This is a genomic window from Halopseudomonas aestusnigri (assembly GCF_002197985.1).
Taxonomy (GTDB): Bacteria; Pseudomonadota; Gammaproteobacteria; order Pseudomonadales; family Pseudomonadaceae; genus Halopseudomonas; species Halopseudomonas aestusnigri.
In genome coordinates, this window is record NZ_NBYK01000002.1 from 384,907 (window position 1) to 398,450 (window position 13,544).

The 13,544-nt window shown below is 58.5% G+C and carries 10 protein-coding genes; 8 read left to right on the top strand and 2 right to left on the bottom strand.

From position 1 onward, the window contains the following. The first annotated feature begins 5 nt into the window (after positions 1–5). The 5 genes from B7O88_RS05845 to rimO all read left to right on the top strand — a co-directional run bounded on the left by B7O88_RS05845 (position 6) and on the right by rimO (position 5,299). Positions 6–1,478: a flavin-containing monooxygenase gene (locus B7O88_RS05845; RefSeq protein ID WP_088274262.1), complete on the top strand. Its 1,473-nt coding sequence runs from the start codon at positions 6–8 to the stop codon at positions 1,476–1,478. Between the two features lie 17 nt (positions 1,479–1,495). Then, positions 1,496–2,311 (top strand): SDR family NAD(P)-dependent oxidoreductase, encoded by an 816-nt coding sequence (locus tag B7O88_RS05850; RefSeq protein WP_088274263.1) that lies wholly within the window; start codon positions 1,496–1,498, stop codon positions 2,309–2,311. Between the two features lie 22 nt (positions 2,312–2,333). Next, positions 2,334–3,287, top strand: a complete 954-nt coding sequence (locus B7O88_RS05855; RefSeq protein WP_088274264.1) for an alpha/beta fold hydrolase — start codon at positions 2,334–2,336, stop codon at positions 3,285–3,287. Positions 3,288–3,409: 122 nt separating this feature from the next. Further along, on the top strand, positions 3,410–3,628 hold the full coding sequence (locus B7O88_RS05860) for a YgdI/YgdR family lipoprotein (protein WP_088274265.1): 219 nt from the start codon (positions 3,410–3,412) through the stop codon (positions 3,626–3,628). A gap of 339 nt (positions 3,629–3,967) precedes the next feature. Next, on the top strand, positions 3,968–5,299 hold the full coding sequence (rimO, locus tag B7O88_RS05865; RefSeq protein WP_088274266.1) for a 30S ribosomal protein S12 methylthiotransferase RimO: 1,332 nt from the start codon (positions 3,968–3,970) through the stop codon (positions 5,297–5,299). Positions 5,300–5,358: 59 nt separating this feature from the next. On the opposite strand, the gene B7O88_RS05870 is transcribed toward rimO, so the two are convergent. Then, a complete protein-coding gene (locus B7O88_RS05870; RefSeq protein ID WP_200818413.1) occupies positions 5,359–6,447 on the bottom strand; it encodes an ATP-binding protein in 1,089 nt (362 codons plus the stop codon). 11 nt (positions 6,448–6,458) lie between these two features. Then, positions 6,459–8,708, bottom strand: coding sequence for an ATPase, T2SS/T4P/T4SS family (locus tag B7O88_RS05875; RefSeq protein ID WP_200818414.1), 2,250 nt, complete (start codon positions 8,706–8,708; stop codon positions 6,459–6,461). A gap of 235 nt (positions 8,709–8,943) precedes the next feature. On the opposite strand from B7O88_RS05875, the gene B7O88_RS05880 reads away from it, so the two are divergent. From B7O88_RS05880 to B7O88_RS05890, 3 genes are all read left to right on the top strand, one after another. Further along, on the top strand, positions 8,944–11,043 hold the full coding sequence (locus B7O88_RS05880; RefSeq protein WP_160003148.1) for a putative bifunctional diguanylate cyclase/phosphodiesterase: 2,100 nt from the start codon (positions 8,944–8,946) through the stop codon (positions 11,041–11,043). A 45-nt stretch (positions 11,044–11,088) separates the two neighbouring features. Continuing rightward, on the top strand, positions 11,089–11,691 hold the full coding sequence (locus B7O88_RS05885) for a DUF6151 family protein (RefSeq protein WP_088274270.1): 603 nt from the start codon (positions 11,089–11,091) through the stop codon (positions 11,689–11,691). A gap of 136 nt (positions 11,692–11,827) precedes the next feature. After that, positions 11,828–13,537 (top strand): sensor domain-containing diguanylate cyclase, encoded by a 1,710-nt coding sequence (locus B7O88_RS05890; RefSeq protein WP_200818415.1) that lies wholly within the window; start codon positions 11,828–11,830, stop codon positions 13,535–13,537. The last annotated feature ends 7 nt before the right edge of the window (positions 13,538–13,544 follow it).

The window sequence follows — 13,544 nt, forward strand, 5'->3', positions numbered from 1 at the left end:
CCACAATGACACAAGAACAATATGCATTTGAACCTGTACCACTGGATGTTCTTATCATCGGCGCAGGCCTGTCGGGCATCGGCGCCGCACATGCACTGAGCAGTCAATGCCCCGACAAGCGCTATCTGATACTGGAGCGCCGCGCGGCGATCGGCGGAACCTGGGATCTGTTCCGCTACCCTGGCATCCGCTCCGATTCGGACATGTATACCCTCAGCTACAGTTACAAGCCGTGGGCCAACCGCAAGTCCATTGCCGACGGCGCGGACATCAAGCGCTATATCGAGGAAATTGCCGAAGACTCGGGCGCCATTCATAACATCCGCTTCCAGCGTCGCGTGGTATCCGCCAACTGGTCCAGCGAACATGGGCGGTGGGATGTGGTTGCGTTGCTTACCGACGCAGAGGGTAATGAGCAAGAGGAGCATTACCAGGCACGTTTCCTGTTCTCTTGCTCCGGCTATTACAGCTACGACGAAGGCTACCGCCCCGCATTTCCAAACGAAGAGGCATTCAAGGGGCAGATCATTCATCCGCAGTTCTGGCCTGAAGACCTTGATTACACTGGCAAGCGCGTCGTTGTCATCGGCAGCGGTGCAACGGCAGTTACTCTGGTTCCCTCGATGACGGCGAAGGCTGCCCACGTAACCATGCTGCAGCGCACTCCCAGTTATGTGGTTGCCCGGCCGCAGCGTGACGGCGTTGCTCACACGCTGCAGAAATGGCTGCCACTGCAGGCAGCCCATTCGCTGACCCGCTGGAAAAACGTCTTCCTGACCCAGTTCTTCTATCGTATCGCCCGCAGCCGACCGGAGCAGTTCAAGGAACGTGTACTGCACATGGTCAAGACGCAGGTCGGCGATGTTGACATGAAGCACTTCACCCCGGATTACAAACCATGGGACCAGCGCCTCTGCGCAGTACCCGATGGCGACCTGTTCCGCGACGTGCGCGCCGGTCGCGCCAGCGTCGTGACCGATACCATCGACAGCTTCACCGAGAATGGCATCCGCCTGAGTTCTGGTGAAGAGCTGGAGGCCGACATCATCGTGACTGCGACCGGGCTCAAGGTGAACGCCCTTGGCGATGTGACTGTGTGTGTTGACGGGCAGCCGATGCGCTTCAATGAACGCATGTCCTACAAGGGCATGATGCTCAGTGACGTACCCAATATGATAGTGACCTTTGGCTACACCAATGCTTCCTGGACGCTGAAAGCCGAGCTGACTGCCAACTACGCCTGCCGCCTGCTGCGCTATATGGACAAGCACCACTACCGTACCGCCGTTGTCCGCCGCGACCCGTCGGTGCAGGAGCAACCCTTCCTGGACTTCACTTCCGGTTACGTTCAGCGCGCTGCCAATGTGCTGCCCAAACAGGGGGATCGTGCGCCCTGGCAGGTGCATCAGAGCTACCTGAAAGACAAGCTGACCATTCAGTACGGCCGTATCGACGACGGCGTGATGCAGTTTCAATAACAAGGAAAACAGACAACATGCAGATCAAGGATTGTGTAGCAGTACTGACAGGCGCCGGCAGCGGTATCGGCCGGGCTCTGGCAGTGGCGCTGGCCCGTAGTGGTTGCCATCTGGCACTCGTGGACCTCAACCCCGATTCGCTGGCGGAAACCGCGACACAGGCTCGGGCGCTTGGTGCCAGGGTCAGCGAGCATCCGACAGATGTATCGGACCGGTCAGCCGTTGCCGCATTACCGTCAGCGGTCGTTGCAGAGCATGGCAGTGTTGATCTGCTGATCAATAACGCCGGCGTCGCCCTGGGCGGCACCTTCGATCAGGTCAGCGAGGAGAACTTCGACTGGCTGATGTCGATCAATTTTGACGCGGTAGTAACCCTGTGCCGGGCATTTCTGCCGCTGCTCCGACAGCGGCCTGAGGCACGTATCGTGAATATCTCCAGCCTGTTCGGGCTCATTACCCCCGCCGGCCAGACCGCGTACTGTGCGAGCAAGTTTGCGGTACGCGGATTCTCCAACGCCTTGAGACTGGAGCTGACCAACACCAATGTTGGCGTCACCGTGGTGCACCCGGGAGGCGTCGCCACTGCTATCGCGACCAGTGCCCGCTCTCCTGACAGTGAAAGTGACGCAGAGAAGCAGAGGAAACTGGCGCGTGCCAACCGACTGCTGCGCATGCCACCGCCCAAGGCGGCACAAATTATCCTCAGGGGCATCGAGCGCAACAAGCCACGGGTTATTGTTGGCAACGACGCCCGCATCCTGTCATGGCTGGAGCGTCTTATGCCGGTCAACTACTGGCGCCTGCTGCCAGGGCTGGCCGACAGCGACGCGTGACGGATCATACGAGGAGATCAACGTGAATTATCTGTTCAGTATTGTGCTGATCGTGCTGTTGCTGGGGATTGCCGGGTTGTACCTCTACACCCTGTTCATTGCCAAGCGCGTAGAGCTGGGGCTGCCACCAGAAGGCAGTTTCATTACCGTGATGGGCAATCGGATCCATTACATCGAGCAAGGCAGCGGTCCCGATTCCATTTTGCTGATCCACGGGCTCAGCGGCGTGGCGCAAAACTTCGGTTATGGGGTCATCAGCGAGCTGGCCAAAACGCACCGGGTGATCGCCATTGACCGTCCGGGTAGTGGCTATTCGATCCGCCCTGCCCGCTCGTCCGCCTCGCTTGCGGTGCAGGCCGATGTGGTAGCCGGGGTTATCGATGCGCTGCATCTGGGCAAGCCCTTGCTGGTCGGTCACTCGCTGGGAGGTGCTGTTTCGCTGGCAACGGCGCTGCGTCATCCCGACAAGGTAAGTGGTCTGGCGCTGGTCGCACCGCTGACCCACATGCCAAGCAAGGTTTCGGCTGCCTTTGCGGCGTTTTCGATACGCCAGCCCTGGCTGCGCGCGCTGGTCGGCTGGACGCTTGCGGTGCCCTTGTCCATCCGCAAACGCGAGCAGGTTATGGATATTGTGTTCGGTCCCGAAGCCGTTCCTGCGGACTTCCCGATCCGCGGTGGCGGCCTGCTCGGCCTGCGTCCCAGCCACTTCATCGCAGCCTCGAGCGATATGAACGCGCTGGAAAGTGTGATGCCGCTGATGCAGATGCGCTATGACGATCTACATCTTCCCATCGGGGTGCTGTACGGCCGTCACGACCGCATTCTTGATCCGCAGGAACAGGGGCAGGCTCTGGCCGACCGGTTGTCGATCGTGGAGCTGGAGCTAATCGACGGTGGGCACATGCTGCCAATCACCCAGCCCGACACGACGATCGATTTCATTCGTCGCCAACTTCAGCGTCAGCAGGCCGCCTGACGTTTTCCAGCAAGCGGCGCCGTTCTGGCGCCGTGATCCAGGTCACAGCCTCCAGGTTCATTCTGAACCCCTCGCACCTCCCTCGGTCACAGCCAATGTGTTTACTGAAGGAGGAACCACCGATGAAACACTGGAAAGTGCTTACCCTTGGCCTGCTGGGCCTGTTCATTCTTGCCGGTTGCGGTAATGACTATCTGGTTCGCACTACTGATGGCCAGATCATGGAAGCTGAAGACAAGCCGGAGATTGACGACGAAACCGGCATGATCGAATTTGAAGATGCGACCGATCGCGATCGGCAGATGCAGCAGCAGGATGTCGAGGAGATCATCGAGCGCTGAGTCACGATGGTGATCGCGCTAAATAGCTCCACCAAGCCCTCCAGTCAGAATCGTCGCCGACTGGAGGGTCGACGTGGTCAAGCTGATGCAATCCCCCCCCAGACCAAGGGCTCCCGGCACCCTGCCGAGCTGCTCCAGCACCTGCCCTTTGATCCACGGGAACAGGCCACAGCACATTGCCCGGCCAACTCTGTCGCGGTAGTGAAGCTGCCGCCAAGCAGCCCGTCGGCTATAGCAGGTTGAGATCAACGCAAGGCTGGCAGCCTAACTTTCGGGCGGATAAACTACGCGGTTTCCAACGACAGGCAGTTACTGCCAACGTTTTCCGTGAGGTCCCTGATGTCCACCCCGTCCAACGCCCCCAAAGTTGGCTTTGTTTCACTCGGCTGCCCGAAGGCATTGGTCGATTCCGAGCGCATTCTGACCCAGCTGCGCACCGAAGGTTATCAGGTGGTCCCCACCTACGAAGACGCTGATGTGGTGGTGGTCAACACCTGCGGTTTTATCGATACCGCCAAGGCCGAATCGCTGGACGCTATTGGCGAGGCCATCGCCGAGAACGGTCGCGTTATCGTCACCGGTTGCATGGGCGTCGAAGAAAGCGCGATCCGTGACGTGCACCCGAGTGTGCTCGCCGTCACCGGTCCTCAGCAGTATGAGCAGGTAGTCAATGCGGTGCATGAAGTCGTGCCACCGAAACAGGATCACAATCCGCTGATCGACCTGGTACCGCCACAGGGCGTCAAGCTGACTCCCCGCCATTATGCCTACCTGAAGATTTCCGAGGGCTGCAACCACAGCTGCAGCTTCTGCATCATCCCATCCATGCGCGGCAAGCTGGTCAGCCGTCCGGTGGGTGAAGTGCTGAGCGAAGCCGAGCGTCTGGCCAAAGCCGGTGTCAAGGAGGTGCTGGTCATCTCCCAGGACACCAGCGCCTATGGTGTCGACATCAAGTACCGCACCGGCTTCTGGAACGGTCGCCCGGTCAAGTCGCGCATGACCGAAATGTGCGAAGCGCTCAGTGAACTGGGTATCTGGGTGCGTCTGCACTACGTCTACCCGTACCCGCACGTGGATGAGCTGATCCCGCTGATGGCCGAGGGCAAGATCCTGCCGTATCTGGACATCCCGTTCCAGCACGCCAGCCCGACCGTACTCAAGGCCATGAAGCGCCCGGCATTTGAAGACAAGACCCTCGCGCGGATCAAGAAATGGCGCGAGATCTGCCCCGAGCTCACTATCCGCTCAACCTTTATCGTTGGCTTCCCGGGCGAAACCGAGGAAGACTTCCAGTACCTGCTGGACTGGCTGACCGAAGCGCAGCTCGATCGCGTTGGCTGCTTCAAGTACTCCCCGGTCGAAGGCGCGCCGGCCAATGATCTGGGGCTGGAAGCGATTCCGGAGGATGTGCAGCAGGATCGCTGGGAGCGTTTCATGGCGCACCAGCAGGCGATCTCCTCTGCACGCTTGCAGCAGAAGATCGGCAAGACCATACAGGTCATCATCGATGAAGTTGACGACGAAGGCCCTATCGGCCGCTCGATGGCCGATGCGCCGGAGATCGACGGTAACGTGTACCTGGACACCGACGAAGACCTCAAGCCGGGCGATATCGTCAGCGTTGTAGTCACCGACGCCGACGAGTATGACCTCTGGGCGCAGCTGGCCTGAAGGATCACTTACGCCGCAGGCCTGCTTTGCACCTGCCTGCGGCGTAGTGGCCCAATATATTACGCGAGCAGCTGGCGGTGCCGGTACAGTTGCTGCCAATGTTCGCCGGGTTTGCTGCTTACCTCGGTATCGAAGTAGTGGCCGACCCGACGCCGATCCTGCGGGTTGTCTTTCAGCGCCGCACCGATCATGAAGTGCAACAGGTCTTCCGGCGCCATCTTGCCGTCCCGGTAGTACCAGGCGTAGACCATCAGCGCATGCGCTACCGCTACCGCTTCTGCCGTTGACATGACCGCCGCCGCAAGCCGGTCGGTACTGCGCCCGCTCAGCGTCTGACCACTGCGCAGTTCATGAAAGATGGTAACCAGCATCTCCACAATGGAATGGTCAGGTGCCATATCTACACCCGACTGGCGCGCCAGCATGGTTGCCTCGCGCAGCACGATATCCATTTCTGCGTCGATATCGTCAATCGGCTCAATGGTTTCAAAGTTCAGCCGGCGCTTGAGCGCCGCACTCATATCAAACAGGCCACGGTCCAGCGAGTTTGAAGTTGCAATGACGTTAAACCCTTCCCGGGCATAGAGCACGCCATCCTCGCCCTGCAGTTCAGGAATCTGCAGCTGACGTTCGGACAGAATCGACAGCAGTGCATCCTGAACCAGCTGCGGGCAGCGGGCCAGCTCCTCGAAGCGAACCAGCTTGCCCTGCTCCATACCGATAAACAGCGGGCCGGGAATCAGCGCCTCGCGACACGGCCCGAGCTTGTCCAGCAAGCTGGTATTCCAGTCGTAGATCAGTTGTCGATAGTGGGAAATGGTGCCGCCCTGAATGGTCAGCCGTGATTGGCCAGAGACACCGCAGGCGATCAGCTCCGACAGCCAGGACTTGGCGGTACCCGGCTCACCGATCAGCATGGCGCCCCGGTTGGTGGCCAGTGATACGATTACCCGACTGACCATCTCGCGCGGCGCAACAAACTTGCGCTCGATACCCAGTGCCTCGTTGCCGAGCACAAAGTGCTCGATGGCGGTTGGCGACAGCAGCCAGCCTGGTGGGACCGGCCCGTGATCCTCCTGCTGCAGCATGACCAATTGATCGTGAAAGCGGTCTTCGGCGGCCGGCCGCTGGATAGCCTTGTCTTTCATGTCCATTCTCCTCAGGCCTTCCATTGACCGCGTTTTTCCGGTGCCATGCGTTCCTGTGGCAGGATACGCGGCAACTCGCTGAGCGGAATATTGCCCTGGATAACGTGATCCAGGGCGCTGTCACGCATCGTGTACAGGCCCGAATCGAGGGCCAGCGCACGCAATTCGCCGACCGGCGTATGGCGAGATACCGCATTGCGCAACTCACCGTTGAACTGCAAATACTCGATAACCCCGACCCGGCCACGGGTGCCGGTGCCATTGCACTGTGGACATCCCTTGCCGCGATAGCAGCGAAAACTCCGGGGGATTGCCTTCGGAAACAGCTCCTTGAGAATCTCCGGGTCAGGGTCATCCTCGATCTTGCAGTGCTCGCAAACCCGTTTGGCCAGTCGTTGGGCAATAACCGCCAGCAGCTCACTGGCCAGCGAGTTCGGATGGACGTTGAGATCGAACAGGCGCTGCACCGCATCTACCGCGTCGTTACAGTGAAGGGTCGACAGCACCACGTGGCCAGTCTGGGATGCACGAATAGCTTCAAGCGCGGTTTCATGGTCGCGAATCTCGCCGACCAGAATGACGTCCGGGTCCTGGCGTACGAACGAGCGCATGGCGTCAGCGAAATTGAAGCCGATGTCAGGGCGTACCCGGGTTTGCTGAATGCGGTCGATGGAGTACTCGATCGGATCCTCAACCGTGATTACCTTGCGCGTCGTATCCTCAGCCAGCAACTGCAGGCCGGCATTGAGGGTCGTGGTCTTGCCCGAACCGGTCGGGCCGACTACCAGCACCAGGCCGGCAGGGTTACGCAGCAGGCGGCGATACGCGTTGGCGATATGCTCCTGCATCCCCAGTTTCTCGATGCTGATCAGCGAGGAGTTCTGTGGCAGCAGACGGATTACAACGTGCTCGCCATGCAGCGACGGCTGAACCTGAACGCGCAGATCGAAGCGCGCGTCACCTACCCGCGCCTGGGAACGCCCGCCCTGCGGCAGTCGCCGCTCGGCGATGTTCAGCTCGGAGCGCAGTTTGATCACGTTGATCAGCCCTGCATACTCGGTCGGCGTGATGTAGTAGTGATTAAGGTCGCGCAACTCGCCGTCGACACGCAGCCGCACACGAATATCAGCGCCATATCGCTCCAGATGGATATCACTGGCCCGGTCTGCAACGGCGTCCAGCAGTAATGCCTCATACAGATTGACCAGTTTGGCTTCGCTGTTCTCACCTTGGGAGACGAGCAGGTCGCTGTCGCCGCCCTTTACTGTCGTTTCGTCGATACGGTCGAGGGTCTTGCCACCGCGCTCAAGCGCTCCCCAGATGCGCCGGTAATCAACCGGCGTGACCAGAACCCGGTCAATCTTCAGCCCCGGGAACAGTTGCTGGACTTCATCCATCGACGCATTAGGGTCACGGCAAGCCACTATTACCGTCTTGCCATCGGACTTGATTGGAATGATGTGCTCGTGACTCAGGTAGGCGCGTGAGATGTTGGCATGCAGTTGCGGATCAATCCGGGCCATGACCTCACTGGCACTGAGCAGTGGCAGGCCATAGCGTTCCGACAGCGCTCTATACAGTTTTTGCGCGTCCAGATTCTGCAGGCGGCTGATCTCGTCAACCAACAGGGTACGATTGCGGGCGGCCTGGGCTCGCGCCTCGCGCAGCATGTCTGGCGACACAAAGCCCAGTTCGACGTAAATGTCATCGCCGTTGGTAACAAACTCGACATAGCCATGTTCGCTGCGCGCTATGCGCTTGTTGCCGCGATTGATGTATTTCACCAGCATCTGGCGTGAGGCGTCACCGATCTCGACGCAGATGAATTCGCCGCGTAATGCCAGTTGGTCCCAGAGCGGTTCTCGAGTGGTAATCTTGGGTGTGGAAACTACGATCAGGTCGAATGGGGCCAGATCCGCAGCCCCCAGGCTGGCATCGGCGCAACGGACTGTTACGTTCGTCAGCCCCTGGGCAGCAAGCGTCTGGCGAGAAAAGTCCGCCAGTTTCTGCAGCCGCTCAACTGCTATGACCTCTTTGGCCAGCATGGCCAGCACCGCAGTGAGATAGCCAGAACCCGAGCCCAGATGCAGTACCCTGGCATCCGGGCCGAGATGACATATCTCAAGAATCTGCGCGACCGTTTTTTCCGGCGGAATTCCCCTGCCGGATACCCGATGCTCCCCATCACCGAGGACAAACGCCCCGCGGTCAACACTGGCCAATGCATGTGCGTTACGCTCAATCCGATCCTTGCTCTGCAAATCAGCCCCCTTGTGACCGGTCCCTACGTTTGCTCGTGACATTTTATCTGACTGTCACTGGTACATTCTAATACGCACCTATGACCGACAAACTGATCATGGTCAACTGCTTTATGCCAATGCATGCGGCGCCAGGCCAGCAGGGTATTTCCTCCAGCCGGATATTGACATGGCGTGGGGCCTGAACCATTTTGATTGGAAACGGAAATGTCCGTCATATCTCAGAGACACGTCCATGAAAGCGGAATCTGGCCTTGGTGAAGATACCACCATAAAGCTGCACTCCCTGTTCGATGCAGTGGGTGCCTATGTTTACGCCAAGGACCGCAGCGGCCGATACCTGTATGTCAACAAGGCGGTATGCGATCTTTACCAGCGCCCCCTGGAAGACATTTTGGGTCATGACGATAGCACCTTCATGGATATATCTCTGTCGGCGGGCCTGGTTCGCAATGATCGCCATGTAATCGAATACGGGGCAGAAGTTCACGAGGAGGAGCAAATGCTTCTCCTGCATGAAAGCAGGCCGCGATCGTTCTGGACCATCAAGGTTCCGATCCGCGACGCCAGCAACAACATTATCGGGCTCAGTGGCATTTCATCGGAACTCGACAATATCTACGCCAACACCTCCGACGCCATCCGTCACAACCGACTGCTAAACACCATTCTGTCCAACGTCGACGCCTATATTTATGTCAAGGGAGCGGATGGCACCTACTTGTATGCCAATCAGCAGGTTTCCTCGCTCTACGGGCAGAATAACGACGATGTAATCGGTTTGAACGATATCGATATTCACGGACCTGAAGTCGCCGAACGGCTGATGAAGCTCGATCGCCGGGTGCTCGACTCGCAACAACGCCAGGCCAGCGAGGAAGTGTTGCTTGACCCCAGTGGCGCTGCCAGGCACTTCTGGTCGGTCAAGATGCCAATCAGTCTGCCGGGACACCCCAATGCATTGATAGGCTTTTCATCGGACATCACGGAATTGCTGACGTTGCGCCAGGATATCGCCCTGGCCAAAACCATCGATCCGCTGACCGGACTGTTCAATCGCGATGCACTTGAAGACATTTTGAACCGCAAGATCAGTGCTGCCGACCAGCGCGCAGATACCCTGGCCGTGATCATGCTCAATCTGGACCAGTTCAAATACCTGAACAACACCCTTGGCCACGCTGCCGGCGACGACATTCTGCGGCAGACAGCACAGCGTCTGGAGACGGCCAATTGGCTGAATGGACACCCGGCCCGTCTGGTGGGCAACACCTTTGTCGTGGTCCTGCCGAACCTGGCCGCCGGAGCCGGCGACGCAGCCTCAATGGCCGAGCGTATTCGGCTGCTGATCGGCATGCCCTATGTGCTCAATAACCAACCCTTTCACCTGACGGCGAGTCTGGGCGTCAGCCTGTATCCCGAAGACGCTGATCACGCTCAGGCGCTGCTGGCAAACGCCGAATCGGCCATGTATCACGCCAAGGAGCTGGGCCGGGATCGCTGGTGCTTGTATTCATCCTCGCTGGGAGCTGCGGTCAGTGAGCGACTGGATCTGGAGCGGGACCTGCGTGCGGCGCTCGCGGCCAATCAGTTTGAACTTTACTACCAGCCCAAAATATCGGCCCGCAATGGTCAGACCGTCGGTGTAGAGGCACTGATTCGCTGGGATCGTCCTGGCTACGGCATGATGGCACCTGACCGGTTTATTCCGCTGGCCGAGCAACTTGGTTTGATTGTTCAGATCGGCGACTGGGTTATTGATCGAGCATGCGAGCAGGTTGCCAATTGGGCGCGCGAGGGGCTGGCAATCTCGATTGCGGTAAATCTGTCTCCTGCACAACTGGTCGAGAGGACCCTGGTCGATCGTGTGGCTGGATTCCTGGAGCGGTACCGTATCGGTGCGGACATGATCCACATGGAAGTGACCGAATCGATGATGCTCAACGATCCGGAAGAGGCCATCGTGCACCTGCAGCGGCTGCGCAATCTGGGCATCACTCTCTCGATTGATGACTTCGGAACAGGTTATTCATCGATGGCCTACCTCAAGCGTTTACCGGTAAACCGGATCAAACTCGATCGCAGCTTCATCCAGCAGATTGCTACTGACCCTCGTGAGGCTGATCTGTGTGCGGGCATTATTGCTCTGGCGCACAAGCTCGGATTGTCGGTCGTGGCCGAAGGCGTAGAAACCATAGAGCAAAAACAGATTCTGGCAGCCATGGACTGTGACCTGTTTCAGGGCTACCTGTTCAGCAAGCCGCTGCCCGGTAACGAGGCGACCCGTTATCTCAGGGCTCAGGCCCAAATCACAGAAGCCGCCCAGCTTGTTTAGGTAGGCAGGTCTGCGGGTAGCGCTCACAAAGGAGGAAAAAGGCCTATGGATAACCTGGCGCTACAGTGTCAATGCGGTACCGTCAGGGGCCGCGCAATCCGGGTCTACCCTGTCGATGGTACCCGTGTGGTCTGTTACTGCCGGGACTGTCAGGCATTTGCCCATGCACTCAATGCTGCCGAGCGCGTGCTGGACGCCCAGGGCGGCACGGATATTTATCAGTTGCCGCCAGCGAGGCTGCAGATTCATCAGGGGCATGACCAGATCCGCTGCCTGCGTCTTAGCTCCAAGGGGCTGTACCGCTGGTATGCAGGCTGCTGCAACACGCCAATCGGCAATACGCTCGGACCCGGGGTTCCACTGGTCGGGTTGATTCACAGTTTTATCAGTGACCCCTTTGCCGAGCAAAAGATCGGACCCGTGCGCGCACGAGTCAACCTCAAGGGTGCCACGGCAGAGATCCCCAGAGACAGTGTCAAGACCGCGCCAGGCCAGGTATACATGCGCAAGTTGCTGTTGCGGATGCTGTTGTGGAAACTGACCGGCAAGGCTCGCCCCAATCCTTTCTTTATGGGCAAGAGCCCGCGCGTAACGCCAATAATTCTCTCGCCAGGCAGCGCTGTCGAACACAATGGCGCCACCGACTGACAACAAGCCCCCTTCCGCGTCTTGTTGCGATTTTCGCTGCTGCCTGCGGCCGGAGCCATTGGTAACAGCGCTGCTGTGGGTTAGTATTTCGCGCAAAGGCGGCACAATACGCCGGCATTTACCAAGGACGGACCTAGTGCTTTTCACTCGTACCCGGCAGATGGTTTTCTGGCTGCTGCTGAGCTGCTTCGCTTGCTTTGCCGAGGCACGAATCGTAATCGAAGCACTGCCGGTCAATTTGACCGACTTCCGCATCGACTACTACATCGACGATTCGCAGAATCTGGATTATCCCGAGGTCCGCGGCAAAACCTTCAGTGAAACCGCCAGTAGCACGTCCCTTGGCACCAATGCACGCGTTGCCTGGTATCGCCTGTCGCTTGAAAACCGGGCAAGCCAGACGCTAGATCTCAATCTGCATTTACCCCATGCCTACCATGTGCAATCCATTCGGTTTTATGAAGAACGTGATGGCACGCTGGTGCGCAGTGAAAAGCTCAACCTTGATCAGCCTGCAGATACCGGGCTGATGTTCCGCGGCAGTGCCATCTATCAGCTCACACTGCCCGCGGCAAGCAGCACGACGCTGTATGTGCGCAGCCACGCCTATTCGCACCAATGGTTTGCGCTGAACATATACGACCTTGAGCATTCCCGACGAGCGCTGGTGGGCGTCTCAAACGACATTGCCCTTATGGTCGGAATGATGCTCGCGCTGGTGTTTTACAATCTGCTGCTTTACTTCGCCACCAGCAAGATCGAAAACATTTACTACTCCTGCTACCTGATCTCCGGTCTGGTCTGGATTGCCCTGTCATATGGTCTGGTTGCCAGCCTGTTCGATCTCTATGGTCAGGCTGTGTTTATGCTCAATCTGTCGCTGATCACCATGCCCATCTTCCTGTTGCTGTTCATGATGGCCATCTTTGAGACTCGCCAGCACTATCCGCTTGAGCACCGTTGCCTGCAGTTCGTTCTGGTACCGCTGTGTGGCATGTTCATCTGGGGGTTGTTTGACATTTCCGCCGCGCTGAAGCCGGCCAGCAGCGTGGCGCTGGTGATGATGATCGTCACGCTGTCGGTCAGTATCTCTCTGCTTCGCAAGGGCAACCCGCTGGCCAAGTATTTTCTTCTGGGACACCTGCTGTTCGTGTTGTTCAACACACTGGCGGTGCTGTTCTACAAGGGACTGATTGAGCCGAACTATGTCGCCAGTCATGGCGTAGGCATTGGTATCGTGCTGGAAGCACTGATGCTGGCGTTCATTATTTCCCACCGCATCAGGATACTTGAGCGCATTCGCGCCTCGCAGGATGAGCTGAAACGTCAGGCCGCGACGGATCCGCTGACCCGGCTGCATAATCGCCGGTATTTCGCTGCAACGGCGGAGGCCCTGCTGAATCAGTGTCGTGCTCAACAGCAGCCTGTGGCCATGGTGATGGCCGATATCGATCATTTCAAGGCCGTCAACGACACCTGGGGCCACGCGGCTGGCGACAAGGTGATCGAACACATCGCCCGGATTCTGAAAACCTGCAGTCGCAACCGCGATCTGCCGGCACGCTTTGGTGGCGAGGAGTTTGTCATCCTGCTGCCGGATGCTGACCTCAATCAGGCTCTGCAGTGCGCGGAGCGCATTCGTTCGGAGGTCGAACGCAGCCGGTTTGACATTGGAACTGACGCTCCGCTGCATGTCACGCTCAGCCTGGGCGTGACGCAGCTGGATACCGCCCACGACAGCATTCAATCAGGCTTGTCACGTGCCGACGAAGCACTTTATCAAGCCAAGCACGCCGGCCGAAATCGAGTCTGTTTCGCGGACACGCCTTCGCGCACGTCAGACTAGATCGTTA